Origin of the sequence: Salinicola rhizosphaerae (assembly GCF_014652715.1) — a bacterium.
GTDB lineage: Bacteria > Pseudomonadota > Gammaproteobacteria > Pseudomonadales > Halomonadaceae > Salinicola > Salinicola rhizosphaerae.
This window is the reverse complement of record NZ_BMZI01000006.1, coordinates 223,552-249,686: the sequence shown is the minus strand read 5'-3', so window position 1 is coordinate 249,686 and position 26,135 is coordinate 223,552. Positions and strand designations below refer to the sequence as shown.

General features: G+C 61.6%; 20 protein-coding genes and 2 tRNA genes. 13 read left to right on the top strand and 9 right to left on the bottom strand.

Translation table 11 applies throughout. The features are described from left to right. The first annotated feature begins 158 nt into the window (after positions 1 to 158). Positions 159 to 485 (top strand): YqcC family protein, encoded by a 327-nt coding sequence (locus IE125_RS14515; protein ID WP_189445384.1) that lies wholly within the window; start codon positions 159 to 161, stop codon positions 483 to 485. 105 nt (positions 486 to 590) lie between these two features. Here IE125_RS14515 and IE125_RS14510 read toward each other — a convergent pair whose 3' ends face one another. Continuing rightward, complete coding sequence (locus tag IE125_RS14510) at positions 591 to 1,145, bottom strand: OmpW/AlkL family protein (RefSeq protein WP_189445383.1); 555 nt, start codon at positions 1,143 to 1,145, stop codon at positions 591 to 593. A 241-nt stretch (positions 1,146 to 1,386) separates the two neighbouring features. On the opposite strand from IE125_RS14510, the gene IE125_RS14505 reads away from it, so the two are divergent. Together IE125_RS14505 and IE125_RS14500 are read left to right on the top strand one after the other, a co-directional pair. Continuing rightward, on the top strand, positions 1,387 to 2,361 hold the full coding sequence (locus tag IE125_RS14505) for a glycosyltransferase family 2 protein (protein ID WP_189445382.1): 975 nt from the start codon (positions 1,387 to 1,389) through the stop codon (positions 2,359 to 2,361). A gap of 52 nt (positions 2,362 to 2,413) precedes the next feature. Beyond that, on the top strand, positions 2,414 to 2,806 hold the full coding sequence (locus IE125_RS14500; protein WP_189445381.1) for a GtrA family protein: 393 nt from the start codon (positions 2,414 to 2,416) through the stop codon (positions 2,804 to 2,806). 151 nt (positions 2,807 to 2,957) lie between these two features. Here IE125_RS14500 and putP read toward each other — a convergent pair whose 3' ends face one another. From putP to IE125_RS14470, 6 genes are all read right to left on the bottom strand, one after another. Further along, positions 2,958 to 4,448 carry a sodium/proline symporter PutP gene (putP, locus tag IE125_RS14495; protein WP_189445380.1) on the bottom strand — a complete coding sequence of 497 codons (1,491 nt, stop codon included), beginning with the start codon at positions 4,446 to 4,448 and terminating at the stop codon, positions 2,958 to 2,960. 194 nt (positions 4,449 to 4,642) lie between these two features. After that, positions 4,643 to 7,831, bottom strand: coding sequence for a bifunctional proline dehydrogenase/L-glutamate gamma-semialdehyde dehydrogenase PutA (gene putA, locus IE125_RS14490; protein WP_189445379.1), 3,189 nt, complete (start codon positions 7,829 to 7,831; stop codon positions 4,643 to 4,645). A 226-nt stretch (positions 7,832 to 8,057) separates the two neighbouring features. Next, on the bottom strand, positions 8,058 to 8,822 hold the full coding sequence (locus IE125_RS14485) for a helix-turn-helix domain-containing protein (protein ID WP_189445378.1): 765 nt from the start codon (positions 8,820 to 8,822) through the stop codon (positions 8,058 to 8,060). A 19-nt stretch (positions 8,823 to 8,841) separates the two neighbouring features. Next, a complete protein-coding gene (locus IE125_RS14480; protein ID WP_189445377.1) occupies positions 8,842 to 9,240 on the bottom strand; it encodes a hypothetical protein in 399 nt (132 codons plus the stop codon). A 97-nt stretch (positions 9,241 to 9,337) separates the two neighbouring features. Further along, on the bottom strand, positions 9,338 to 10,393 hold the full coding sequence (locus IE125_RS14475) for a Bug family tripartite tricarboxylate transporter substrate binding protein (protein WP_229809130.1): 1,056 nt from the start codon (positions 10,391 to 10,393) through the stop codon (positions 9,338 to 9,340). Between the two features lie 376 nt (positions 10,394 to 10,769). Then, on the bottom strand, positions 10,770 to 11,162 hold the full coding sequence (locus tag IE125_RS14470) for a hypothetical protein (protein WP_189445376.1): 393 nt from the start codon (positions 11,160 to 11,162) through the stop codon (positions 10,770 to 10,772). Positions 11,163 to 11,772: 610 nt separating this feature from the next. Here IE125_RS14470 and IE125_RS14465 point away from each other — a divergent pair. After that, positions 11,773 to 12,966 (top strand): MFS transporter, encoded by a 1,194-nt coding sequence (locus IE125_RS14465; protein WP_229809129.1) that lies wholly within the window; start codon positions 11,773 to 11,775, stop codon positions 12,964 to 12,966. A 114-nt stretch (positions 12,967 to 13,080) separates the two neighbouring features. Here IE125_RS14465 and IE125_RS14460 read toward each other — a convergent pair whose 3' ends face one another. Beyond that, positions 13,081 to 13,698: a helix-turn-helix domain-containing protein gene (locus IE125_RS14460; RefSeq protein WP_189445375.1), complete on the bottom strand. Its 618-nt coding sequence runs from the start codon at positions 13,696 to 13,698 to the stop codon at positions 13,081 to 13,083. A 440-nt stretch (positions 13,699 to 14,138) separates the two neighbouring features. Here IE125_RS14460 and gltX point away from each other — a divergent pair, with 440 nt between their 5' ends. The 3 genes from gltX to IE125_RS14445 all read left to right on the top strand — a co-directional run bounded on the left by gltX (position 14,139) and on the right by IE125_RS14445 (position 15,882). After that, positions 14,139 to 15,620, top strand: a complete 1,482-nt coding sequence (gltX, locus tag IE125_RS14455) for a glutamate--tRNA ligase (protein ID WP_189445374.1) — start codon at positions 14,139 to 14,141, stop codon at positions 15,618 to 15,620. 86 nt (positions 15,621 to 15,706) lie between these two features. Then, positions 15,707 to 15,782, top strand: a tRNA-Ala gene (locus IE125_RS14450). A 24-nt stretch (positions 15,783 to 15,806) separates the two neighbouring features. After that, a tRNA-Glu gene (locus IE125_RS14445) sits at positions 15,807 to 15,882 on the top strand. Between the two features lie 492 nt (positions 15,883 to 16,374). Here the strand turns inward: IE125_RS14445 and gltA are convergent. Further along, positions 16,375 to 17,661, bottom strand: coding sequence for a citrate synthase (gene gltA, locus IE125_RS14440; protein WP_189445373.1), 1,287 nt, complete (start codon positions 17,659 to 17,661; stop codon positions 16,375 to 16,377). Between the two features lie 543 nt (positions 17,662 to 18,204). Here gltA and sdhC point away from each other — a divergent pair. From sdhC to odhB, 6 genes are all read left to right on the top strand, one after another. Continuing rightward, positions 18,205 to 18,582: a succinate dehydrogenase, cytochrome b556 subunit gene (gene sdhC / locus IE125_RS14435; protein WP_189445372.1), complete on the top strand. Its 378-nt coding sequence runs from the start codon at positions 18,205 to 18,207 to the stop codon at positions 18,580 to 18,582. Then, on the top strand, positions 18,576 to 18,923 hold the full coding sequence (gene sdhD / locus IE125_RS14430; protein ID WP_189445371.1) for a succinate dehydrogenase, hydrophobic membrane anchor protein: 348 nt from the start codon (positions 18,576 to 18,578) through the stop codon (positions 18,921 to 18,923). The genes sdhC and sdhD overlap by 7 nt, the downstream gene beginning before the upstream one ends. Before the next feature lie 3 nt (positions 18,924 to 18,926). Continuing rightward, entirely contained in the window at positions 18,927 to 20,699 is a 1,773-nt protein-coding gene (sdhA, locus tag IE125_RS14425) for a succinate dehydrogenase flavoprotein subunit (RefSeq protein WP_189445370.1), read from the top strand. A 14-nt stretch (positions 20,700 to 20,713) separates the two neighbouring features. Next, positions 20,714 to 21,424: a succinate dehydrogenase iron-sulfur subunit gene (locus IE125_RS14420; RefSeq protein ID WP_189445369.1), complete on the top strand. Its 711-nt coding sequence runs from the start codon at positions 20,714 to 20,716 to the stop codon at positions 21,422 to 21,424. A 261-nt stretch (positions 21,425 to 21,685) separates the two neighbouring features. Further along, entirely contained in the window at positions 21,686 to 24,517 is a 2,832-nt protein-coding gene (locus tag IE125_RS14415; RefSeq protein WP_189445368.1) for a 2-oxoglutarate dehydrogenase E1 component, read from the top strand. Positions 24,518 to 24,568: 51 nt separating this feature from the next. Then, positions 24,569 to 26,134 (top strand): 2-oxoglutarate dehydrogenase complex dihydrolipoyllysine-residue succinyltransferase, encoded by a 1,566-nt coding sequence (gene odhB, locus IE125_RS14410; RefSeq protein ID WP_189445367.1) that lies wholly within the window; start codon positions 24,569 to 24,571, stop codon positions 26,132 to 26,134. The last annotated feature ends 1 nt before the right edge of the window (position 26,135 follow it).

Here is a 26,135-nt window from a genome sequence, read left to right as displayed (position 1 = left end):
CCGCGTGGTGAAACCGCTGAACAGAGGTTGATCAAAAAAGCACCAATGCTTGGTCAAGGCCATCAACGGCCGGCCGCGCGGATGTATCCCAAGTTTATCCACAAGCTCTTTCAGAGAATCTGTGAGCAACCCGAATCGTCGAACATCAAGGAGTTAACATGTCCGCTCATCAGGCACTGGCTACCGCACTGAGGCAGCTCGAACAGACGCTGCAGGACAACGGCATCTGGGATATCGGGCGCCCCGAGCCCGCGGCTTTCGAAAGCCAGCAGCCGTTCTGCCTAGACACCATGACGCTACCCGCTTGGCTGCGCTACGTCTTCATCGCGCGGCTCTGGGCACTGGTGGATGCGCGCGCCGGGTTACCGGCAACCTGCGCCGTCGCGCCGGCGGTGGAAGTATGGTTGAAAGAGGTACGCGTCGAAGATGCCGATGGTCTTCTACGGGATCTCGCCGAAGTCGACCGCATCGTGACCGAGGCTTGAGGCGACGAGCGAGAAAGGCGGGCATGAAAAAACCGGGCCGAGGCCCGGTTTTTGACACTGTCTGGTCGCCCGGGGCTGTATGAAGGCCCCGGGCTGACGGGTCGCTTAGAAGCGAGCCATGACACCGGCACCGACGGTGACCGGGTCGACATCGATGTTGCGACCGCCGCTGATGTCGGCATCGACGTCGGCGTACTGGGCGAAGGCGTTGAAGCCGAAGTTGTCGGTCACGTTGAGGTCGACACCTAGCTGGCCAACGGCGCCCCAGGAGTCATCGACGTCACCCACGCCGTTCTCGTCGGAGAACGTGGTGTAGTTGACACCGACGCCGGCATACGGCTGAACGCGCGAGTCCATGCCACCCAGCGGGTAGTATTGCGCGGTCAGGTTGACCGGAACCTGCTTGAAGTCGCCGCCTTCAGCGTGGACCTTGGTCTCGCTCATGGAGCTCAGCTGTACGCCGAACTTGTCGGTGACCAGGTAGCCCAGGTCCAGGTAGGCGCCCTTGTCATTGTCGTCCATGTAACCGGTGTCGGAATCGGATTTGGCGACACCCAGACGACCGTAGAAATCACCGGCGCCGTAGGCGAACGCGGCCTGGGCTCCGAATGCGCAAGCGCCGGCAACCACCATCGCAGAGAACAGTTTGGTCTTGGTCATGATCAAGTACTCCCTTTCTTACATCATGAAGCCGTGTCACCGGTCTTCACATTCGTTGAGTTGACGCCGCTCATGATAGGAAACGGTGTTCTTTAAGTCCAGTAAAATTTTGAAACAGCGTTTTTTTACCGGGTGGCAGGCAAAATCACTGCCGAGCGCGGATAGGTTCGACCCGCTACGATTACCGTAGCTGCTCGTCCCGGAGCTTGCCAATTTCGTATGAGGCGCGTGAGGAAGCGACATGGACAACCGTGAAGCAGACTGGATGCTGTCGATCGTGGTGCCGGTCATGAACGAGGAGGCCGCCATCGGCGATTTCCTCGCGGCGATCGATGCCGAACTGGGGGGGCGAGTGCCCGAACTCGAGATCCTGTTCATCGACGATGGTTCGACCGATGCAACGCTTGGCGTGTTGCGCGAGGCGGCAATCCGAGATCCGCGGGTAAGAGTCCTGTCGCTGACGCGCAACTTCGGCAAGGAGGCGGCGATGAGCGCCGGGCTGGATCATGCTCGAGGCGATGCGGTCGTGCCGATGGATGTCGACCTTCAGGACCCTCCGGCGCTGATTCTCGAATTCATCCGCCAGTGGCGGGAGGGCGGCTACGACATGGTCTACGGGGTGCGCGGGGCCCGTGGTGAGGATACCCAGGCCAAGCGAGCGACCGCCGGACTCTTCTATCGTTTCTTCAACCGCCTGGCGGAATCGCCCATTCCGAGCAATGCCGGTGATTTCCGACTGATGGACCGGCGGGTGGTCGAGGCGATCAAACGATTGCCGGAGCGCAACCGGTTCATGAAGGGGCTGTTCAACTGGCCGGGCTATCGTGCCTGCGGCGTCCCCTATGCGCGCCCCGCGCGGGAGAGCGGCAAGAGCAAGTTCAATTACTGGAAGCTATGGAATTTCGCGATCGACGGCTTCGTCAGCTTCTCGACCTGGCCGCTGCGGATCTGGATGTACTTCGGCGCCGTCATCGCCGCCATCGCCTTTCTTTACATCCTCCTCCTGGTTGGCCGCGTCATCGTGGTCGGCAATGATGTGCCGGGTTACGCGTCGATCATGACCGCCATCCTCTTCTTCGGGGGCATGCAGCTGCTCTCGATCGGGATTCTCGGCGAGTACATCGGCCGGCTTTTCATCGAGGCCAAGCAGCGCCCGCTCTACCTGGTGGCGGAGGACAGTCTGGAGAGTCTCGGTCGCGCGGGCGACGGTCAGTGAGGCCGTTCACCCGGCAGCGCTTCAACGAGCGTCTCTCGATGGTGCTTGCTGCGTGAAGCGGCGGATTGTCCGCGAGGCGAAGACCGTAACGCGATTCGGTCTGGTCGGCGGCTCGGCGACGGCGGCGCACCTGCTGATCGCCGCTGCGCTGAGCGCGCTCTGGCCGACGCTTTCGGAGTTCATCGTCAATGTCTGCGGATTTCTGGTGGCCTTCCAGATTTCACTGGCTGGCCACCGTCGACTGACCTTCCAGCGTCGCGGGAGCGCGCGCCGATTCTTCGTGCTCGCCCTGCTGGGTTTCCTGCTCAATAACGGCGTACTGGCGTCGTTGCTCGCGGCGACAACCTTTCGTGGCTTCAGCGCGATCGTCATTGCGACCCTGAGCGTGCCGATCGTGACCTACATCGGGTCGCGGCTCTGGGCCTTTCGCGAGCGGCGCGGCTGAGCGGCGCTGACAGTGGCAAACGCAGTCCCGACAGGCAGACGATATCTCGACCGTCCGACAACACAATGGGCTCCCGCAGGAGCCCATTGTCCGGCGTATGCCGGAGTGGCGAGGCTTGAGACCGACGCCGGCAGGCGTCGATCCGCTGCGCTTATCGCGAGATCGCCTTGTACTCGCCGGCGTCGCTCGTTGCGCTGCTGACCACGAGGATCGCGACGAACGAGGCAATGAAGCCGGGGATGATCTCGTAGACTCCCGGGCCGCCGAGGAACGACGCGCTCCAGCCGAGCGAGATCCAGACGATGACAGTGACTGCCCCCACGACCATGCCGGCGATGGCACCCGCGCCGTTGGTACGCGACCACATCAGCGACAGGATGATCAGCGGTCCGAAGGCGGCGCCGAAACCGGCCCAGGCGTTGCTGACCAATCCGAGTACCTGGGAGTTCGGGTCGGAGGCGATGATCGCCGCGACGATACCGACGGCAACGACACTGAGTCGTCCGACGAGAACGGTTTCCTTCTCGGTCGCCTCCTCGCGCAGGAAGAGGCGATAGAAGTCCTCGGTCAGCGAGGAGGACGCCACGAGTAGCTGACTGGAGATCGTGCTCATGATCGCCGCGAGCAGGGCCGCGTAGAGGAAGCCGGTGATCAGCGGGTTGAACAGCAGATCCGCGAGCACGATGAAGATCGTCTCCGGGTCCTGGACGTCCAGGCCGTTGCGCACGGCGTAGGCGCGGCCGAAGATGCCGACGGAGACCGCGCCGATCAGCGAGATCAGCATCCAGCTCATGCCGATATTACGGGCGACGGGGACGTCCTTGAGCGAGCGGATCGCCATGAAGCGCACGATGATATGCGGCTGACCGAAGTAGCCAAGACCCCAGGTGACGGCAGAGAGCCAGCCGATGAAGGTCAGACCGCTGGTCCAGGAGAGCAGCGAGGGGTCGACTTCGTTGAGTGTCTGCGAGGCCTGCGAGAAGCCGCCACCGCCCTCACCGAACAGGACGACGGCAGGCATGATGACCAGTGCCAGCATCATGATGCAGCCCTGCACGAAGTCGGTCATGCTGACCGCGAGAAATCCTCCGACGACCGTGTAGACCAGTACCACGCCAAGGGTGATGATCACGCCGGTGGCGTAGTCGCTGAGCCCGCCGATGTTGATCACGCCGGCGAAGGCGCTGTCGAAGAGCTTGCCGCCGGCGACCAGTCCGGAGGCCGTATAGATCGAGAAGAACACCACGATCACGATGGCCGAGATCGTGCGTAGCGACATCGCGCGCGTCGGGAATCGGTTGGCCAGAAACGCGGGGATGGTGATCGCGTTACCGTAGTGCACGGTTTGCTCGCGCAGGCGCGGTGCCACCAGCAGCCAGTTGAAGAAGGCGCCGACGAACAGCCCGATACCGATCCACGCGGAGCCCAGGCCGGAAACGAACATTGCGCCGGGCAGGCCCAGCAGCAGCCAGCCGCTCATGTCCGAGGCGCCGGCGGATAATGCCGCCACCTGAGGACTGAGGGTTCGCCCCCCCAGCATGTAATCTTCGGAGGTGGAAGTGGACGTGCGCATGGCGTACAAGCCGATGGCGATCATGAGCACGAAATAGGCAATCAGACTGATCCAAACCCCAATAGCCATAAAGGCGTCTCCTGTTTCTTAATTATTGGAGAAGCGTGTGGTCGATAGCAGGGCGGAGTAGAACCCGGCCGACGATCGCCGCGACGCTTCCTTCAACCGGATAAAAGCTCCGGCGGGCTGTCGAGCCCGCGTGGGTATTGTTATTGACCAGTGCGGGCTCACGCTATCGGCCGACGTCATGGAAGCTGCGTCTATTAGTCTCCCATCGCCAGCAGGGACGCATTGCCGCCGAGCGCTGCCGTATTGATCGTGCGGGTCTTCTCGGTAGCGAATCGTAACAGATAGTGCGGGCCGCCCGCCTTCGGTCCGGTGCCGGAAAAGCCTTGACCGCCGAAGGGCTGCACGCCAACGACGGCGCCGATGATGTCGCGATTGACATAGACATTGCCGACGCGAATTCGGCTGGCCACGTGACGCGTGAAGCTTTCATTACGGCTATGAACGCCGAACGTGAGTCCGTAGCCTCTGGCGTTGATGGTGTCGATCACGGCATCGAGCTGATCCGAACGGTAGCGGGCGATATGCAGCAGCGGCCCGAACTGCTCCTCGTCCAGGGTGTCGATGCCATCGATGGCGAACGCCATCGGCGCCACGAAGGTGCCATGTTCGGTCTGCGCAGGATCGAGTTCGGACGCTGCCAGCAGGCGATCTTCGGCTTTCATCTTCTCGACGTGCGCGAGCAGACCCTGGCGGGCCTCCTCGTCGATCACCGGCCCGACATCGGTGCCCAGATCGCGTGGATCGCCAATTCTCAGTTCGGCCATGGCACCGCGCAGAATGTCGATCACTCGCTCGGCGATGTCTTCCTGCAGATAGAGCACGCGCAGCGCCGAGCAGCGCTGGCCGGCACTCTGGAATGCGGAGTGGACGACGTCGGCCACGACCTGTTCCGGCAGCGCGGTGGAGTCCACGATCATCGCGTTCAGTCCGCCGGTCTCGGCGATCAGCGTGGGTAGGGCGGCATTGTCGCGCGCGGCCAACGACCGGTTGATGATCTGCGCAGTATCGGTGGAGCCGGTGAAGACCACGCCGGTGATGCGCGGATCGCTACTCAGCACGCTGCCAACGGTCGGCCCGTCTCCCGGCAGCAACTGCACCACCTCTCGCGGCATGCCGGCTTCATGGAGCAGTTCGATGACCCGGTGGGCGACCAGCGAAGTCTGCTCGGCGGGTTTGGCAAGTACCGTGTTGCCGGCGACCGCCGCGGCGACCAGCTGACCGGTAAAGATTGCCACCGGAAAGTTCCAGGGACTGATGGCGGCGAAGACGCCCTTGCCGTTCATCATCAGCTCGTTGGACTCGCCGGTCGGGCCGGGTAGTTGAGTCGGCTCGGCGAAGAGTTCCCGCGCGCGAGCGGCGTAGTAGCGACAGAAGTCGACGGCTTCCCGAATTTCGTCGACACCGTCGGTCAACAGCTTTCCCCCTTCACGCGAGCAGAGCGTCATCAGCTCGGCCAGATGCGTTTCCATCAGGTCAGCCAGGCGCTCCAGGATGGTCGCTCGCGTCTCGACCGGGGTTTCGCTCCAGGCGGGAAATGCCTGCCAGGCGACGTCGACGGCGCGCTCGGCCTGCGCCTTCGTCGCCCACTGCACACTGCCGACCGGCTGGCGTCGGTCATAGGGGCTGGTGACCGTCTGACGCTGCGCTGCATCTTCCTCGATCTCGAATCCGAGCAGCGGTCGTGCGTGATACTCGCGCTCCATGAATTCGCCCATACGATCGACGAGCGGCTGGTATTCGCTGTTGATGTTCAAGTTGACGCCTTTGGAGTTCTTGCGGGCAGAGCCGTAGATGTCGTGGGGTAGCGGTATTCTGGAATTGGCAAAGCTTGCGTACTGTCTGAGCGTCGCGACCGGATGGACGCAGAGCGACTCCACCGGCACGCGTGGGTCGACCAACTGGTGGACGAAAGAGGAGTTGGCGCCGTTCTCAAGCAACCGTCGTACCAGGTAGGGCAACAGGTCCTTGTGCGCGCCGACCGGAGCATAGATGCGGCAGTAGGTGCCCTGGGGTGCACGGGTCAGCGCGGCTTCGTAGAGCGCCTCGCCCATGCCGTGGAGTCGCTGGAATTCGAAAGCGCGATCGGCGTCGTTGGCCTGTTCCAGAATGGCGGTGATGGTGTGGGCATTGTGGGTCGCGAACTGCGGGAAGATACGTCCGCGGGTATTTTCCGACAGCAGAAAGCGCGCGCAGACGAGGTAGGCAACGTCAGTGCACGCCTTGCGGGTGTAGACCGGGTAGCCATCCACACCGAGCTTCTGTGACTCCTTGATCTCGGTATCCCAGTAGGCGCCCTTGACCAGCCGCAGCGGAATTTCGTCGCCCTGCTGGTCGGCGAGTCGGTTGATGTAATGCAGCACCGGCAGGCAGCGCTTGGAGTAGGCCTGGACGACGAGTCCGAAGTGTCCCCAGCCGCGGCAGATATCGCTCTCGTAGACGGCGCGGAATACCTCGAGCGAAAGCTCGAGGCGGTCAACCTCCTCGGCGTCGATGGTGATGGCGACCTGACGTTCACGCGCCATCTCGACCAGTGCCTTGACCGTGTCGACCAGCTCCTCGAGCACCTGAGTGCGACGCCCGAACTCGTAGCGCGGATGCAGCGCCGAGAGCTTGATCGAGACCGAAGGCGCCGGCGTGCGCTCGTCGAGCTTGCGGCTGGTCTCGCCGACCTGACGGATGGCGGAGGCATAGTCGTCGAAGTAGCGCTTGGCATCGTGCCGCGTTCGCGCGGCTTCGCCGAGCATGTCGTAGGAGTAGGTGAAACCCTGGTTGAAAAGCGGTTTGGAGCGCTTGAGCGCCTCGTCGATGGTGCGGCCGAGCACGAACTGCTGGCCCATGACCTTCATGGCTTGAACCATGGCGCTGCGAATGACCGGCTCGCCCATGCGATTGACCATGCGGTTGATGAAGCCGGCCGGTTTGCCCTCTCTCGGCTTGTCCATCTGAATCACGTTGCCGGTCATCAGAAGTCCCCAGGTCGAGGCGTTGACGAACCAGGACTCGCTCTGGCCAATGTAGCGCTTCCAGTCGGCCACGCCGAGCTTGTCCTCGATCAGGGCATCGGCGGTGGCCTTGTCCGGCACGCGGAGCAGCGCCTCGGCCAGACACATGAGCAGTACCCCTTCCTGCGTATCGAGGCTGTACTGCTGCAGCAGGTCATCGATGGAATCGCTGGCGGTGTCCATCTCGCGAACGTCGCGAACGAGCTGCCCGGCTTTATCGCCGATGCGGGCGAAATCGGCGTCGTCGCTGCCGAGCAGCGCGGTCAGCTCTGTCAAAAAGGCGTCTTCATCGACGAGATAGTGTTCGCTGACGCGCGCGAACAGCGTGTCGAGAGACGTTTGCCAGGTGGCGGGCGAGAGCATCTGATCGGCTTTTAGCATTATTCAACCCCAAGATGGTCGGTGTCGGCGGTCACGCGCTCAGGAGGGCGAGGTCGGCACGAACGGAACGGGAAGGCATGATCGATGACTCTAGCGTGAAGCACCTCGAGGATTCTTGCCAATTCCTCGGGGATTCCTTGTCAAAAGGTCGGTGTGGTCAAAAGATCGGTGTGGTCAAAAAAAGTCGGTGTGGTCAAAAAAGGTCGGTGTGTTCAAAAGGTGAGAGTCAGGCGCGGCGTAGGGTCGTTGGCGGGTGGCCGTAGCGACGTCGAAAGGCGTGGCTCAGGGCGCTGGGGTTGGCGAAGCCGGTCAGTGCCGCGATCTCCGTCAGTGGCATTGCGGTGGCGCTGACGAGTTCATGCACGCGCTCCAGGCGCAGGCGCAGGATGAACTGATAGGGGCTGAGCCCGGTCTGGACACGAAACCGTTCGCTGAAGTGCGCCTCGCTCAGGCTCACCGTACGCGCGAGATCGGAGACGCTCAGCGGGCGGTCGAGCCGCGCTTTGACGAACTGCTCGAGGGCTTCGATCTCGAGCGCTCGAGCCAGACGCCTGGGCACACGGGGGCGCAGTGGCGCCGCGTGATGGCGTGCGTGTATCGAGCTCAATAGCGTCGTGACCAGCATCTCGCCCGGCGCATGGCGCGGGCGCGCCATCTCCTGGACCAGGAAGTGCAGATAGTGCTGCAGTGATTCATCGAGTGCGAAGTAGCCCGGACGATCGAACAGCGCGCGCAGCGCCCGATGGCTTCCCGTTATCGCATTGGCATCGTCGGGTAGGTCGATGATCAGCTGGCGGTTGTCGCCAACGCCCTCGTAGTAGTGTTCGACGTCGGCCGGGACCAGACAGCCCGATAGCGGTGCCACCACGCCGCCGTGGCCGGCGATCTCGAATTCGGCGTAGCCGGAGAGCCCGATCACGATCTGGTGATGCGCGTGATGGTGATGCTGGATGGCGTTATCCAGTGGCGTCAGCCGAATGGCGTCGTTCATGGCCGTGGCTCCCTCGCCATTACGCGCGATATTCGCCGCTGGGGATGTCCTGACGTTCCGGCCGCTGATGGAGTGCCTGGTGCGCGACGAGATGATCGCGCAGTGCCGAAAGCTCCTCGCGGCCGCTGCGCGAGAGCAGGGAACCGCCGTGCGCTACCTGCCACGGTCGGCCATATTCATCCATCAGGTGCTGAGCGCGGCGGCGCAGATTTTCCAGATAGGCATCGTGGCGAATCGGATAACCGATGAGCGTATGCCAGCGTGCCTCGCTGGCACGCTTGTCGAGGACGGCATCGAAGAGCTCGAGAAGATCCTCCGCCTGCGTACGATATCGGGGCGTGCGCGATAGCATCAGCGCGGCTACGGTAGCCAGGCTGACCAGAAGGCAGACCGCGAAAACGAGCAGGTAGATCGGCATCTCCGGACCTCTTCGATGGGCATTCGAGACATCGAGCCTCGGGCCGACATAGCGAATCGCTAGTTTACCATGTCGGCCGAAGAGGGCTTCAAGGGGCTTATTTCGCCATGCCCAGTTCGCTGCCGATCTCGCGAATGTCACTGATCTGCTGATTCACGAACGCCGTCAACTTGTCGCCGGATTTGTGGAAGGGGAGCAGGCCGTTGCGTGTCATCACCTGTTGCCACTGTGGGCTGGCATAGAGCGCGTCGAGCGTCTTCACCCACCACCGATAACTTTCCTCGGAGGCGCCGGCAGGCGTGTAGAAGCCGCGCCAGTTCGGGGCAACCACGTCGATACCCTGTTCCCGGGCGGTCGGTATGTCGGCCAGCTCGCCAGGTAGTCGATCCTCGGCGAACACCGCGAGGATGCGTAGATCGCCGCTGTCGACGAAACTCTTGGCCTCACTGAGGTCGCCGGTGAAGGCATCGATATGGCCACCAAGGAGCTGGGTGATGGCGACCGAGCCCGAGTCGAATGCCAGATACTTGATCTGTCGAATGTGTTTAACGCCAGCCTTGCGCGCCGCCATCAGTACCTTGATGTGGTCGAAGCCACCGGCCACGTCGCCGCCCGAGAACGTGACGCTGCCGGGGTCGGCCTTGAGATCATCGAGCATCTGAGTCAGCGAGTGGTAGGGAGAACCCTTGGCAACGGCGATGACGCCGTAGTCGGCGCCTAGCGCTGCTGCCCATCGCACCTTGTCCGCGCTGCCATCGGGATAATTGCCTAGCGCAAGCTGCGTGGTCGTTGCCGTCGAGGCCGCCACGATCAGATCGTCGTCGCTCGAGCGCTTCGCCCGAACATGGCTATAGGCGACGCCGCCGCTGGCACCAGGAACGTTGATTGTCTGCATGGCGGCGGGAATGAGCGAGAGCGTCTGCAGCGTGCGGGCCACCGAGCGGCAGGTGAAGTCCCAGCCGCCGCCGGGCTGGGCTGGCGCGATACAGTCGACCTTGCCCGAGGGGCCGGTTTGAGCCATGGCTGGCTGCACCGAGCCGGCCAGGGCCAGAAGCAGCACGAGTGCAAGCCTCTTCAGTGTCGAGTGTCGTCGCTGGGGGTGGGGGCTATGCAGCGAACCGGGAGCCGGCTCAGCGAGGGATTGTAGAAGCATCGATCGTTTCCCTTCATGTGTCATCAGCGGGTCTGGCTATCGTTATGGTCCGCGTGGGAGCGGTCGCGCGACACTACCGGATCGAGCCCATTCGTTCCATTGGCTTTTACGCTAGCGGTTGCGGGGCAAATCCCGGATAGAGGAGTGGCGTATCTTGGGCTGGCGGCGCGACACGCTATTGCTGGGAGGTAGGGCTGAATGCTGGAGCCGGGCAAAAAAATCGCCGCCCGAAGGCGGCGAAACGATCTATGAACAGTAAACTCGAGATGAACTCATCAGCGACTGCGGATGAAATCTCTTGTTAACTGAGAGTCGGGGCCGCGCAAAAAGTTCCTTGACTTGCTGGTTTCGGGGGCGACGAGCGCGAATCAAACGGTCAGACCGCAGCCTGCGCGCCGTGTGGCTCGTCGGAGATGCCTTGCCACTGTCGGATGGACCCCGTCTCGTTGATCCAGAAGATGGTGATTCCCTGGCGCTCGCAGAAGGCTTTCATGCCGGCCATGCGACGGCGGAAGTCAGTGGTATCGGGTAGTGCCATGGAAACATGGGTTGGGTCGTCGGGATCTTCACTGTCACGGATCAGGTAGAAGAAGGCCTGAGAGAGCTCGGCCCAGGCGTCGTGGCTGGCCGTGCGATCGAACTCGCCTCGACAGTCGATGATCAGGCGACGACGTTCGAACGAATGTTTGGCTTCAAGATCGATTTCGCTGCGCGTTCCCAGGCGCTTGCTCTCGCACTGATAACCATTGGTTGTAAGCCATCGCGACATCGATTGGACGACGTGTCGATGGGAAATAAACGGTGCTACGGTTTTCTCGGTCATGGGCATAGTTAATGTTATGAAATGACGTTGAGAGGATTGTAGTTTGATATGTTGCCAAAGAAAGTTAGCACGAAATCTTTGCGATTCCCGATGCCGAATTGGTATGGGGTTCGCCTCCAGTGCATGCCGTGACGCCAGGCTTTACGGCGGTTTTGTCGATAGTTTTCTCGGTGGCATCGTCTCATGTGTCGTTATTCGCAGACGCCCGCAGAAAAGCAGCGTCGCATTTTAGATATTTCTCATAAGTTATGATGAGTCGCGAATGATGCGCCCGTTTTTCGATGGATAACGAGGATTCAAACATTGTCGGCATTGCCGTATCTAGTGCGGAAATCAAATCGGCATTTAATACAGTCGTTCGTTTATTTTTCCGCAATCAACAACTGCGTTTTCCATAGGATCGAATAGCCAAGCGTCTTTCAATCCTGTGAACTGTCCCGCCACCCAAGGACATTGCGGTGTCGGCAGGATTCTCTCGGTGCCAGCGGTTCCCAATCGATGGGCAGGTGTGAATAATGTCGGGACTTTCTTGGTTAGACTAAAGTAGGAGGGCTTTGTGGCTGATGCTGCGGAAGTCGGTGCTGCGAAGCCTTCGCGGCGCTCGACGCTATTGATCGAACTGGCGCTCGCCGTCGGTGGTTTTGCCATCGGGGTCGGTGAGTTCACGATCATGGGACTCATGCCGAATGTGGCAAGTGCCTTGAACATTACCGAGCCCCAGGTGGGTAACGTCATCAGTGCCTATGCGCTGGGCGTGGTGGTCGGGGCTCCGCTGATCGCGGTCATGGGCTCCCATTTCTATCGGCGCCATCTGCTGCTGATGCTGATGGTATTCTTCGCGATTGGCAATATCGCCAGCGCGCTGGCCCCGAACTATCACACGCTGATGGTGTTCCGCTTCATCTCGGGCCTGCCGCATGGTGCCTATTTCGGCGTAGCCTCCCTGGTGGCGGCGTCGCTGGTGCCACCGCACAAGCGCGCCCAGGCGGTCAGCCGTGTGCTGTCGGGGCTGACGATCGCCACGCTGTTGGGCAATCCGCTCGCAACCTGGCTGAGTCAGCTCTTCAGCTGGCGGCTGGCGTTTGCGCTCGTCGGGGCGATCGCGATCTTGACCGTCATCCTGGTTTTCATCTACTTGCCGTTGAATCGTCAGGAGCGCCGCAACAGTCCCGGCCAGGAGCTGATGGCGTTTCGCCGCTCCCAGGTGTGGCTGACGTTGGGGATCGGCGCGATCGGTTTTGCCGGCATGTTCTGTGTGTTCAGTTATCTGGCCCCGGTGCTGATCAACGTGACGCAGGCACCGTCATACTGGATACCGATCGCGCAGGCCGCCTTCGGCGCAGGCGCCATCGTCGGCAATATCGTTGGCGGCAAGCTCTACGACCGCATGCAGCTGCGCGGCGTCGGGTGGCTGCTGCTCTGGTGCGTTGCCATCCTGTTGCTGTTCCCGATCGCCGCGCATTCACTGTGGACGATTCTGCCGGTGACCTTTGCCGTGGGCACGATGGTCTCGCTGTCGCCCGCGCTGCAGACGCGCTTGATGGATGTCGCCGCCGACGCGCAGACGTTGGCTGCGGCTTCCAACCATGCCGCGTTCAACGTCGCCAATGCCTTGGGCCCCTGGATGGGCGGCCTGGCGATCTCCGCCGGGATGGGGTGGACCGTGACGGGCTATGTCGGAGCGGCAGCGGCGCTTGGCGGACTGGTCGTGTTCTTCTTCGCCTACCGCCAACAGCAGCGGCTGGGCTAGACAGGCGCAGGCCCCGCTTGTCGGCAGCGGCGAGCGGGGCTTCAGGTCGTTCGGCGGTTACGCAGCGCGCCGGCCTGCGTGACGGTCAACTCACGGAGTCAGAAGCACGATCGCTTACTGGCGACTCCAGCGAGCGCGCACGTAACCCACGAGCCGGAAGGGCGGGTGGCGCACGCTTTCGACCATGACGCCATTGAGCTGCTCGCCGCTGACGCGCAGCCGTCCGGCGGCCAAGCGCTCGAGATACTGAATCTGGAGCTTGCCCTCACGCTCGATCAGGTAGAGGCCATCCTGCTGAAACTGTTCGCATGGCGCTACGGCGGCAAGATCTCCTTCGTACAGGAAATCGAAAGTCTCGCCATCGGCTGGCGTGACTAGGTAGCAGCCTCGCATGATGACCTGCGCCATCGCGAGTTGCTCCGGGGGTTCAGAGGTCGGTGTCCGTTGTTCCCAGGGCGCTAGCATGTCGGCATGCAGGCTCATCAGATTCTGGGGATCACCCATGGGAGCCGAGGCCATTGCCTGCAGTGAGTCGTCATCCAGCAGCTGGCGAATGGAGCAGTCCAGCGCGCTTGTCAGAGCGACCAGGCGCTCGTGACCGATCTGCTTGATGGTGCCCGATTCCCAGTAGGAAATGGTGACGTCAGAGACACCGACGCGCCTTGCGAGCGCTGCCTTGCTCAGTCCGGCCTGGAGTCGAAGCTGTTTGATTCGTGGTCCTAGCCCATCCATCCATCAATCTCGCCTGCGTATCGATGCGATAGCATATCCACTCATCGCCGAAGTATGTTTCGGGTTGAATGGCCGATTTTCGCGTATCTTACGTTGTTTTAGAATAATCTCATTTTCTGATTCGACTGCCGCGTAGGTAGGGCGGCGCCCGGGTGACGTTCGTCTTTGTACCCTTGTCACGATAGCGCATTCTCGCCGCGACCTCCTCGACAGCGCACCCCATCAGGACAGCGTAATCGGCCGACCAGCGCCAGTTTTTCTGTCAATGCCGCCGCTCTGCTGATGCTGCCGCTCTGCTGATGCTGCCGCTCTGCTGATGCTGCCGCTCTATTAGTGCTGCCGAAACGGTCGATCACACGTTATCCGAATATCCGAGGCGCTGCATGGGGCCGTAGAGGAAGCGTATAATATCGCGACTCGCTTCAAGATGGATGGATTTCATGACGGTACGCACTCGCATCGCGCCTTCACCGACCGGCGATCCGCACGTCGGCACGGCCTACATCGCGCTGTTCAATCTCTGTTTCGCCAGACAACACGGTGGGCAGTTCATTCTGCGTATCGAAGACACCGACCGGGTTCGCTCGACCCAGGCCTCGGAGCAGATGATTCTCGACTCCCTGCGCTGGCTCGGGCTCGACTGGGACGAGGGCCCCGATGTCGGGGGGCCACATGGGCCGTATCGGCAGAGCGAACGAGGGGCTATCTATACCGAGCATGCCGACTGGTTGATCGAGCAGGGTCATGCCTTCAAGTGCTACCGCACAGCCGACGAGCTCGAGGCGCTGCGCGAGTCGCGTCGCGAAGCAGGCCTGCATCTGGCACTCAAGCCACAAGACCTGGCCCTGGATCCGGCCGAGCAGTCGCGCCGCGAGGCGGAGGGATACCCCTACGTGGTCCGCATGCAGGTGCCAAGCGACGGCGTCTGCGTGATCGACGACATGCTTCGGGGGCGTATCGAGGTCGACTGGGCGCAGGTGGACGCGCAGATTCTGCTCAAGTCCGATGGCATGCCGACCTACCACCTGGCCAACGTAGTCGACGACCACCTCATGGGGATTACGCATGTGCTGCGTGGCGAGGAGTGGATCAACTCCGCGCCCAAGCACAAGCTGCTCTACGAGTACTTTGGCTGGACGCTACCGCAACTCTGCCACATGCCGCTGCTGCGCAATCCGGACAAGTCCAAGCTCTCCAAGCGCAAGAACCCGACCTCGATCAACTACTACCGTCGGATGGGCTTTCTGCCGCAGGCCGTCACCAACTATCTGGGCCGTATGGGCTGGTCGATGCCCGATGATCGGGAGAAGTTCTCGCTCGACGAGATGATGGCCAGTTTCGATATTCATCGGGTGTCGTTGGGCGGTCCGGTCTTCGATCTCGAGAAGCTCACCTGGCTCAACGGCGTCTATATCCGCGAGGATCTGGACGACGCAGCCCTGATGCGGGCTCTGCAGGCCTGGGCGTTTAACGAACGCTATGTCGGCGAGATACTGCCGCAGATTCGCCCGCGCATCTCGACGCTCTCCGACGCGATGCCGCTGGCCGGGCACTTCTTCGCCGGCCTGCCGGCGGTGAGCGAGACGAGTTTCGAGGGTATCGACCTGGAGCGCGAGACGTTGCTCGAGCTGCTTCAGTTCCTCGTCTGGCGGTTCGAGGCGGTCGGCGACTGGAACAAGGAGGCTCTGCTCGGCGAGGTAAAGGAGCTCGCCGGTCATTTCGAGCTGAAGATGAAAGCGTTTCTGGCGCCGGTATTCATCGCTGTCACCGGGAGTGCGCATTCGACTTCCGTGCTCGACGCCATGGCGATTCTTGGCTCCGACATGACACGCGCCAGGCTGCGCCATGCCATCGAGGTGCTGGGCGGCGTATCCAAGAAGCAGGCCAAGCGGTTCGAGAAGCGCTATCGAGAGCTGGGTTGACCCGGGGGCCGCATAGAAAAGATTCTTCGCCATAAAGCGTTGACGAATCAGCCAGATACTCGTATAGTTTGCCCCGTTCTTGAGACGGGGCCTTAGCTCAGCTGGGAGAGCGCAACACTGGCAGTGTTGAGGTCAGCGGTTCGATCCCGCTAGGCTCCACCAAGAACCGTATCAGTCCTATTTAGCGTCCCATTCGTCTAGTGGTCCAGGACACCGCCCTTTCACGGCGGTAACAGGGGTTCGAACCCCCTATGGGACGCCACTTCTTGTCTTTATCTCCCTCGTTTGATTCTGCTCGCATCGTAGCGGTCCGCTGCGTCATGCCTGTTGATAACTTTCCGCTCACCCTCCAGAAAACGCTTGACATGGCTGTGGCTTTTCCACTGATTGCGGTTTTCTGGTCTGTCGCTGTCGTAACTGGCTGAATTGTCGTGTCTCTGCCGCTTAATCCTTTAAAATCAGTCAGTTATATTTGATTAAAATTTAAGCAATCTGTTCGCAGGGCGGTTCTGGTGGTGCCTGAGTGACATTATCTAGTGGTTGCTAACAGGCTTATCCACAGAATGTGTGGAAATCTTCCCGCCCCGACGCCACCGGCAGTTCAGTGGGGCAAATCTCGCGGGCGGCCGTCTGCCGCCGGGCAAGGATCATGATGTCCGCCACGCACCGGTAGGCATAAAAAACCGCCGATCCAGTCGGCGGTCGAGGAAGTCTGCGGGACTTTCGTAGGGGGATGGCGTTGGGGCTGGCGAGACTACTCCTTTGGGTAATCGCGCTTGTCGTAGCCGGTATAGAGCTGGCGAGGGCGGCTGATACGATAGCCGTTGGTGATCATCTCGTTCCAGTGGGAGATCCAGCCAACGGTTCGCGCCATGGCAAAGATCACGGTGAACATATTGGTCGGTATTCCGACTGCCTTGAGAATGATGCCCGAGTAGAAATCGACGTTGGGGTAGAGCTTACGCTCGATGAAGTACTCGTCCTCCAGCGCGATCTGTTCCAGCCGCTTGGCGATCTGCAGCTGCGGGTCGTCGCCGATGCCGAGTTCGCCGAGCACCTCGTCACAGGTCTCTTTCATGACCTTGGCGCGCGGGTCGAAGTTGCGGTAGACGCGGTGACCGAAGCCCATCAGCTTGAACGGATCGTTCTTGTCCTTGGCCTTGTCGATGAATCGCTGAATGTTCTCTTCGGAGTCGTCGCCGATCTCGTCGAGCATCGCGAGCACGGCTTCATTGGCACCGCCGTGTGCTGGTCCCCAGAGCGCGGCGATACCCGCGCTGATGCAGGCGAACGGGTTGGCGCCCGTCGAGCCGGCGAGACGAACCGTGGAGGTCGACGCATTCTGTTCATGATCCGCGTGCAGCATGAAGATCCGGTCCATGGCCTTCGCGATGATCGGGTTGACCTGGTACGCCTCGCACGGGTTGCCGAACATCATGTGAAGGAAGTTCTCTGAGTAGCTGAGATCGTTGCGCGGGTACATGAACGGCTGGCCGATATTGTACTTGTGACACATCGCTGCCAGGGTCGGCATCTTGGCGATGAGTCGGATCGCACTCACATTGCGCTGATCGGCCTGGGTGATGTCCAGGTTGTCGTGATAGAACGCCGCAAGGCCGCCGACGACACCGCATAGTACCGCCATGGGGTGGGCGTCGCGTCGAAACCCCTTGTAGAAATTGACGATCTGCTCATGAACCATCGTGTGACGGCTGATCGTGCTACTGAATGTTTCGTATTCTTCAGCCGTCGGCAGCTCGCCGAACATCAGTAGATAGCAGAGCTCGACATAGTTGGAGTTCTCCGCCAGCTGCTCGATCGGGTAGCCGCGATGGAGGAGGGTGCCGGCGCCGCCATCGATATAGGTGATGCCTGACTCGCAGGAAGCGGTAGCCACGAAGCCGGGATCATAGGTGAACAGGCCCTCACCCGTGAGGCTGCGGACATCGATGACGTCGGGGCCGATAGTGCCGGTATAGACCGGTAGCTCGATCGCATTGTCGACACCATCGACCGATAGTTTCGCTTTTCTGTCAGCCATTTTGTGGCCTCCTTTAACGTGACGTAAGCCGTTGTCTTTCTTGCCGCACGGGCGAAAAATAGTTTGCCCACTATAGATTTCCGCCGTGGTTTGTCAATTCGCCTAAGTCGCCTTGACAGCGGGCTTGCGCGGGATTTTGCGCCAATATGGAAATGATTTCCGGGAGATTGGGCGGGCGCTCGCTGGCGTTGGCGGCCCCGAGCCGGGTTCAGCGAAATTCTCGTTCTCGCCAAGGATGGTTTCGAAAAGATCACAATGCACGCTCGCGGACCCAGTGTCGACAACTGATCGGACTCATTCTGACAGGGTTGAAAGGTGATCCAGTGACGGCGAACGAGCCTTTTCACCCTGTCGGGCGGGGTGCGGCTGTTTGTCATACTGCAGACCAAACCCTATAATCAGTCCGCGCGATTTGGCATCGTCAGCCGGCCTGGGCCGCATCGGGATCGTCGCGCTAGGCATCCCGCGACCGAGTTCCTGCTTCTAAAAACCACCGCCCCTGACGGGCTTGGCCCGCTTGGGACAAGAGAGTGTTTGAGAGCCGTGAATAGCAAACGTCCAGTAAACCTCGACCTATCCACCATCCATTTCCCACTCCCCGCTTTAACCTCCATTACGCACCGCGTGACAGGCGTCATTCTTTTCGTCGGGCTGATTTTCGGCTTCTGGGCGTTGGACGCTTCACTCTCTTCCCCTGAGGGGTTCGCTTCGGTGCGCGACGCGCTGGCGCACAATGTGCTGGCCAAACTGATCGCCTGGGGCCTGCTGTCGGCACTGGGCTTCCACTTCGTTGCCGGCATCAAGCATCTGCTGATGGACGCGGGTTACGGTGTCGACCTCGAAGGCGGTAATCGCAAGGCGCAGATCACCGTCGTGATCAGTGCCGTCCTGGTGGTCCTGGCGGGAGTGTGGGTATGGTAACCAACATCACGAATCTGGGTCGCAGTGGCCTATCCGACTGGCTGATCCAGCGCGTATCGGCCATCGTTCTCGCGGTCTACGCCCTGTTCATGGTGGCGTACCTGCTGTTCCATCCGAATCTGGACTACGCCGCCTGGAGCGGTCTGTTCGCCCAGACCTGGATGCGCATCTTCTCCCTGCTGGCCTTCATCTCGATGGCCGCTCACGCCTGGGTCGGTCTGTGGACGATCTCCACCGACTATCTCAAGCACACCGGTGCTCGCTTCGGCTTTCAGGTCGTCGTGATTCTCGCCATCTTCGTTTTTCTGGTGTGGGGCGTTCAAGTCCTCTGGGGAGCCTGATCCATGTCTACCATGCGTAACCTGACTTTCGACGCCATCATCATCGGTGGCGGCGGTTCCGGCCTGCGAGCAGCGCTCGAACTGGCCAAATCCGGCAAGAAAACCGCTGTACTTTCCAAGGTCTTCCCGACCCGCTCGCACACCGTTTCCGCCCAGGGTGGCATCACCTGTGCGATCGCCTCCGCCGATCCCAACGATGACTGGCGTTGGCATATGTACGATACCGTCAAGGGCTCCGACTATATCGGGGATCAGGACGCGATCGAGTACATGTGCAACGAAGGTCCCAAGGCGGTCTTCGAGCTGGAGCACATGGGGCTGCCGTTCTCGCGCTTCGACAACGGTCGCATCTACCAGCGTCCCTTCGGTGGCCAGTCCAAGGATTTCGGCAAGGGCGGTCAGGCCGCGCGGACCTGTGCCGCGGCCGACCGTACCGGCCATGCGCTGCTGCACACGCTCTATCAGAACAATCTGAAGAACAACACGGTGTTCCTCGACGAGTGGTACGCCGTCGATCTGGTCAAGAATGCCAACGGTGACGTGGTCGGCTGCATCGCGCTCTGCATCGAGACTGGCGAAGTCGTGCACGTCAAGTCGAAAGCGACCGTGCTGGCGACCGGCGGTGCGGGCCGTATCTACGCCTCGACCACCAACGCCCTGATCAACACCGGTGACGGCATCGGCATGGCGCTGCGCGCGGGTTTCCCGGTGCAGGACATCGAGATGTGGCAGTTCCACCCGACCGGTATCCACGGCGCTGGTTGCCTGGTGACCGAAGGGTGCCGCGGCGAGGGCGGCTACCTGATCAACAAGGATGGCGAGCGCTTCATGGAGCGCTATGCGCCCAACGCCAAGGACCTGGCAGGCCGTGATGTGGTTGCCCGCGCCATGGTCATGGAGGTGCTCGAAGGGCGTGGCTGCGGCGAGAATGCCGACCACGTCATGCTCAAGCTCGATCACCTCGGCGAGGAGGTGCTGATGAAGCGGCTGCCGGGTATCGTCGAACTCTCCAAGACCTTCGCCCACGTCGACCCGGTCAAGGAGCCCATCCCGGTCACGCCGACCTGTCACTACATGATGGGCGGTATCCCGACCAACGTTCACGGCCAGGCGTTGATGCAGGACGGCGACGGCAACGACAAGATCATCAACGGGCTGTTCGCCTGTGGTGAAGCGGCCTGTGTGTCGGTTCACGGTGCCAACCGTCTTGGCGGCAACTCGCTGCTCGACCTGGTCGTCTTCGGTCGTGCCGCGGGTATTCACATCGAGTCTGCGTTGAACGAGGGCATCGAGTACCTCGACGCGTCGCAGTCCGATGTCGACCAGGCGATGAGCCGCATGGCGCGCTGGAACGAGTCGAGCGGCGGCGAGTCCGTCTACGATCTCAAGACCGAGCTGCAGAACGTCATGCAGAACGCCTTCGGCGTCTTCCGACAGGAAGACTCGATGCAGGAAGGCGTGAAGAAACTTGCCGAGCTGCGGGAGCGTATCGGACAGGCCCATCTGGGCGACAAGTCCAACGCGTTCAATACCGCTCGCGTCGAGGCGCTGGAGCTCGACAACCTGCTCGAGGTGGCCGAAGCGACGGCGATCGCTGCGCTCGAACGCAAGGAGAGTCGCGGTGCGCACTCTCGCTATGACTACCCGGACCGCGACGACGCCAATTGGCTGAAGCACTCGCTGTACCATCCGGGCGAGAAGAGCGTGACCAAGCGAGAAGTCAACTTCACGCCGAAGACGGTCGATACGTTCGAGCCGAAAATCCGCACCTACTAAGGGGGTTGTCACCGATGTCCACACTTCAGGTTTCCGTCTATCGCTACAACCCCGAGACCGACTCCGCGCCTTACATGCAAGAGTTTCAGGTCGATACGCAGGGGCGCGACATCATGGTTCTCAACGTGTTGACCATGATCAAGGATCAGGACAGCTCGCTGGCCTTTCGCCGTAGCTGCCGCGAAGGGGTCTGTGGCTCCGACGGCATGAACATGAACGGCTCCAATGGTCTGGCCTGCATCACGCCGCTCTCCGACGTGGTCAAGGACAACAAGCTGGTGCTTCGTCCGCTGCCGGGGCTACCGGTCATGCGCGACCTCGTGGTCGACATGGGGCTGTTCTACAAGCAGTACGAGCGTATGCAGCCCTATCTGCAGAACGACACCGCAGCACCTGCGATCGAGCGTCTGCAGTCGCCGGAAGAGCGCGACAAGCTCGACGGGCTCTACGAGTGCATTCTGTGCGCGTGCTGTTCGACCTCTTGCCCTTCGTTCTGGTGGAACCCGGACAAGTTCGTCGGCCCGGCGGGGCTGCTGCAGGCTTACCGCTTCCTTGCCGACTCGCGCGACAACGCCACGCAGGCGCGCCTTGCCGAGCTCGAGGACCCGTTCAGTCTGTTTCGCTGCCGCGGCATCATGAACTGCGTATCGGTCTGTCCCAAGGGGCTCAATCCGACGCGCGCCATCGGCAAGATTCGTGAAATGCTGCTTTCCAACGCGACCTGAGCGGCGAGCAGATGAACTACGACTTAAATCGTAGAGCATGACTTGTTATCATGGGCTCCCGCCGAACCCTGCGACGCGTTGTCGCAGGGTTCGCGAACCCTAGAATGCTGGCCGGTGCCGTGTGCACCGGCCTTTGACGATCATGACGACGCCTCGTGGGGCATGATCGTGACGCCGTCTCGCGACGGTTCCGGAGTGACGCCGTGACGCACCACCGCGACCGGCGCCGACAACACCCCATCAGTGCAGGGTGAACGAGAGATGCAAGAAGGCATAATGGAGTTGATGTGGCGCACTTCTCATATGAGCGGCGGCAACGCCCACTATGTAGAAGCGCTCTACGAGCAGTATCTGAACGACCCCTCGACTGTCCCCGACGAATGGCGCCAGACCTTTGACCAGCTGCCGCGCCTCGAAGGAACCCCCGCCCACGATGTTCCCCTCGGTCCCATCCGGGACCAGTTCTACCAGCTGGCGCGCGAGCGTCGAGGCGCCGCGGCGAGCGGTACCGCGAGCAGCGAGAACCGCAAGCAGGTCAAGGTACTCCAGCTGATCAACGCCTACCGCTTTCGCGGCCATCAGCGGGCGGACATCGATCCGTTGGGTCTGCGGCGCTCCGAGTCAGTGCCGGATCTCGACCTCTCCTTCCATGACCTGACCCAGGCTGACATGAACACCGCGTTCCAAACGGGATCGCTGTTCCTGGGCAAGGATGAAGCACCGCTGAAGGAGATCGTCGAGGCGCTCGAGCAGACTTACTGCCGTTCGATCGGCTGTGAATTCATGCACATCGTCAACACCGAGGAGAAGCGCTGGCTGCAGCAGCGTTTCGAATCGGTGCGCTCGAAGCCGAAATACAGCCAGAGCGAGCGCGAGCATCTGCTCGAGCGTCTGACCGCGGCCGAAGGGCTCGAAAGCTATCTCGCGTCCAAGTACCCGGGCACGAAACGTTTCGGGCTGGAAGGCGGCGAGTCCTTTATCCCGATGATGGATGAAGTCATCCAGCGCAGCGGCAACTACGGCGTCAAGGAAGTCGTGATCGGCATGGCCCACCGCGGCCGTCTCAACTTGTTGATCAACATCCTCGGCAAGAGCCCGTCCGAGCTGATCGACGAATTCGACGGCAAGAAACAGATCGAACGCGGCTCCGGTGACGTCAAGTATCACCAGGGTTTCAGTTCCAACGTGATGACGCCGGGCGGCGAAGTCCATCTGGCGCTGGCCTTCAATCCGTCTCACCTCGAGATTGTTTCGCCGGTGGTCGAGGGCTCCGTGCGTGCCCGCCAGGATCGTCGTGACGATGGCGACGGCAAGCAGGTACTCCCGGTCGTGGTTCACGGGGATGCCGCCTTCGCCGGGCAGGGCGTGGTGATGGAAACCTTCCAGATGTCGCAGACCCGCGGTTACAAGACCGGCGGCACGCTGCACGTGGTGATCAACAATCAGGTCGGTTTCACCACCTCGCGCGCCGACGATGCGCGCTCCACCGAGTACTGCACCGACATCGCCAAGATGGTTCAGGCGCCGATCTTTCACGTCAACGGCGACGACCCCGAGGCGGTTCTTCATGCCACGCAGGTGGCGGTCGATTACCGCAAGGAGTTTCAGCGTGACGTGGTCATCGACCTGGTCTGCTATCGCCGTCGCGGCCACAACGAGGCCGATGAGCCGTCCGGCACGCAGCCGTTGATGTACGCGACCATCAAGTCGCACAAGTCGACGCGCACGCTCTATGTCGAGCAGTTGATCAAGGAAGGTTTCCTCAGCGAAGAGCAGGCGAAGCAGATGGGCGAGCAGTATCGCGATGATCTGCTGGCTGGCAATCACGTTGCCAACGCCCTGGTCAAGCAGCCCAACACGGGGCTCTTCGTCGACTGGACGCCCTATCTCGGCCATGAGTGGAGCGGTGATACCGACACCAGCTGTGATCTCGAGCATCTGACGCAATTGGCGCAGCGCATGAGCGAGATTCCGGATGGCGTAGAAGTGCAGCGCCAGGTCGCACGCGTCTACGAAGAGCGTCGTAAGATGCTGGCCGGCGCTCAGCCGATGAACTGGGGCTTTGCCGAGACGCTCGCCTACGCCACGCTGGTCGATGCCGATCATCCGGTCCGCCTGACCGGCCAGGACTCCGGCCGCGGGACTTTCTCGCATCGTCACGCCGTCGTTCACAACCAGGCCGATGGGTCGACCTATATTCCGCTGCAGCACATCAAGGAAGGTCAGCCGGCGTTCACGATCCATGACTCCTTCCTGTCCGAAGAGGCCGTACTCGCGTTCGAGTATGGCTACGCCACGACCACGCCCAACGCGCTGATCGTCTGGGAGGCGCAGTTCGGTGACTTCTTCAACGGCGCGCAGGTCGTCGTCGATCAGTTCATCTCCTCCGGCGAGTCGAAGTGGGCGCGTCTTTGCGGCCTGACGCTGCTGCTGCCGCACGGCTACGAAGGTCAGGGTCCCGAGCACTCCTCGGCTCGCCTCGAGCGCTTCCTGCAGCTCTGCGCGGAGCACAACATGCAGGTTTGCGTACCGACCACGCCGGCACAGATTTTCCATCTGCTGCGCCGTCAGGTCATCCGTCCGCTGCGCAAGCCGCTGATCGTCATGTCGCCGAAGAGCCTGCTGCGTCACAAGGATGCGACTTCGACCATGGAAGAGCTGGCAGAAGGCCGCTTCCAGATGGTCATTCCCGATGTCGGCGAACGCGACCCGCAAGGCGTCAAACGCGCCGTCCTCTGCTCGGGCAAGGTGTATTACGACCTCGCGACCTACCGGTCCGAGAACGAGCGCGACGATACGGCGATCATCCGCGTCGAGCAGCTCTATCCCTTCCCCAAGGAAGAGCTTTTCGAAGCGCTCAAGGCCTTTCCGAACCTGGAACAGGTCGTCTGGTGTCAGGAAGAGCCGCTCAACCAGGGCGCCTGGTATCAGAGCCAGCATCATCTGCGCCTGGTGGCGAGCATGGTGCGGGACGGTTTGGACCACAGCCTCAAGTTCGCTGGTCGTCCGGCTTCCGCCGCGCCAGCCGCAGGCTATATGTCTGTCCACGTTGCACAACAGAGCCAGCTGGTCGACGACGCCTTCAACGCCTGAGGCGCCATGCCGCTGAGACAGATGCGAGAGAAATGAGACTAAGGATACGACATGGCTACTGATATCAAAGCGCCGACGTTCCCCGAATCCGTTGCCGAGGGGACCGTTGCCACCTGGCACAAGAAGGTGGGAGACAGCGTCGAGCGCGATGAACTGATCGTCGAGATCGAGACCGACAAGGTGGTGCTGGAAGTCGTGGCGCCGGAGGCGGGTACGCTCTCCGAGATCAAGATCGAGGAAGGGGACACCTGCGAATCCGAGCAGGTGCTTGGCGTGCTGGGTGCTGCCGGCGAAGGTGGCCAGAAAGAAGCGAAGCCCGCCGCCGACGCGAAAGCGGACAGCAAGCCGGCAGGCGGTGACAGCAAGCCGGCCGCCGCCGGCAAGAGTCATGACGTCAAGGCGCCGAGCTTTCCGGAGTCGGTTCAGGAAGGGACCGTTGCCAGCTGGACCAAGAAGGTCGGTGAGGCGGTGAAGCGTGACGAGGTGCTGGCCGAGATCGAGACCGACAAGGTCGTGCTCGAAGTGGTCGCCCCCGCGGATGGCGCGCTCTCCGAGATCAAGGTTCAGGAAGGCGAGCAGGTCGAATCCGAAGCGCTGCTGGCCGTATTCGCGGAAGGCGCGAGCGGCAGCGCGGCGTCTGCCGAGTCCGCTGACGATCAGGATCAGGCATCCGCCGCCGAAGGCAGTGAAGACGACACTCAGGTCGACGGCAAGATTCTGGCGCCTGCAGCACGCAAGCTGGCCGCCGAGAACGATCTCGATGTCAGCAAGATCACCGGCACCGGCAAGGGTGGCCGCGTGTTGAAGGAGGATGTCCAGAAAGCGATCAAGGACGGCTCGGCGAAGAAGTCTGCCGCGCCGGCGCCTGCTACCAAGAGCGGTGCAGCCGCGCCCAAGGCGCCTGCCGTCGAGGGCGAGCGTCCGGAGCAGCGCGTGCCGATGAGCCGCCTGCGCCAGACCATCGCCAAGCGACTGGTCCAGGCCCAGCAGACCGCCGCCATGCTCACCACCTACAACGAGGTGGACATGAGTGCGGTGATGTCGCTGCGCAGCCAGTACAAGGACACCTTCCTCAAGGCGCACGACGTCAAGCTCGGTTTCATGGGCTTCTTCGTCAAGGCGGCCACGGAGGCGCTCAAGCGCTTCCCCGACGTCAACGCCTCGATCGACGGCACCGATATCGTCTACCACGGCTATCAGGATATCGGCGTTGCGGTCTCCACGCCGCGCGGTCTGGTCGTGCCGGTGCTGCGCGATACCGATAGCATGAAGCTCGCTGACGTCGAGAAGGCGATCGGCGACTTCGGCAAGCGCGGTCGCGAGGGCAAGCTCGGCATTGAAGATATGCAGGGCGGCACCTTCACCATCACCAACGGCGGCATCTTCGGTTCGCTGATGTCGACGCCGATTCTCAATCCGCCGCAGACCGCGATCCTGGGCATGCACAAGATTCAGGAGCGTCCGATGGCGGTGAACGGCAAGGTCGAAATTCGACCGATGATGTATCTCGCCGTCTCCTACGACCACCGCATGATCGATGGCAAGGACGCCGTGCAGTTCCTCGTCGCGATCAAGTCGCTGCTGGAAGATCCGGCACGGCTGCTGCTCGATATCTAAG

Bases quoted from the DNA above. Each gene is read 5' to 3' on its own strand.
- IE125_RS14415 (WP_189445368.1), top strand. From the start codon at position 21,686: ATGCAAGAAGGCATAATGGAGTTGATGTGGCGCACTTCTCATATGAGC.
- sdhA (WP_189445370.1), top strand. From the start codon at position 18,927: ATGTCTACCATGCGTAACCTGACTTTCGACGCCATCATCATCGGTGGC.
- gltX (WP_189445374.1), top strand. From the start codon at position 14,139: ATGACGGTACGCACTCGCATCGCGCCTTCACCGACCGGCGATCCGCAC.
- IE125_RS14480 (WP_189445377.1), bottom strand. From the start codon at position 9,240: ATGCCGATCTACCTGCTCGTTTTCGCGGTCTGCCTTCTGGTCAGCCTG.
- gltA (WP_189445373.1), bottom strand. From the start codon at position 17,661: ATGGCTGACAGAAAAGCGAAACTATCGGTCGATGGTGTCGACAATGCG.
- IE125_RS14420 (WP_189445369.1), top strand. From the start codon at position 20,714: ATGTCCACACTTCAGGTTTCCGTCTATCGCTACAACCCCGAGACCGAC.
- IE125_RS14485 (WP_189445378.1), bottom strand. From the start codon at position 8,822: ATGAACGACGCCATTCGGCTGACGCCACTGGATAACGCCATCCAGCAT.
- sdhD (WP_189445371.1), top strand. From the start codon at position 18,576: ATGGTAACCAACATCACGAATCTGGGTCGCAGTGGCCTATCCGACTGG.
- IE125_RS14475 (WP_229809130.1), bottom strand. From the start codon at position 10,393: ATGCTTCTACAATCCCTCGCTGAGCCGGCTCCCGGTTCGCTGCATAGC.
- IE125_RS14515 (WP_189445384.1), top strand. From the start codon at position 159: ATGTCCGCTCATCAGGCACTGGCTACCGCACTGAGGCAGCTCGAACAG.
- IE125_RS14460 (WP_189445375.1), bottom strand. From the start codon at position 13,698: ATGGATGGGCTAGGACCACGAATCAAACAGCTTCGACTCCAGGCCGGA.
- IE125_RS14470 (WP_189445376.1), bottom strand. From the start codon at position 11,162: ATGTCGCGATGGCTTACAACCAATGGTTATCAGTGCGAGAGCAAGCGC.
- putP (WP_189445380.1), bottom strand. From the start codon at position 4,448: ATGGCTATTGGGGTTTGGATCAGTCTGATTGCCTATTTCGTGCTCATG.
- IE125_RS14505 (WP_189445382.1), top strand. From the start codon at position 1,387: ATGGACAACCGTGAAGCAGACTGGATGCTGTCGATCGTGGTGCCGGTC.
- odhB (WP_189445367.1), top strand. From the start codon at position 24,569: ATGGCTACTGATATCAAAGCGCCGACGTTCCCCGAATCCGTTGCCGAG.
- IE125_RS14510 (WP_189445383.1), bottom strand. From the start codon at position 1,145: ATGACCAAGACCAAACTGTTCTCTGCGATGGTGGTTGCCGGCGCTTGC.
- putA (WP_189445379.1), bottom strand. From the start codon at position 7,831: ATGCTAAAAGCCGATCAGATGCTCTCGCCCGCCACCTGGCAAACGTCT.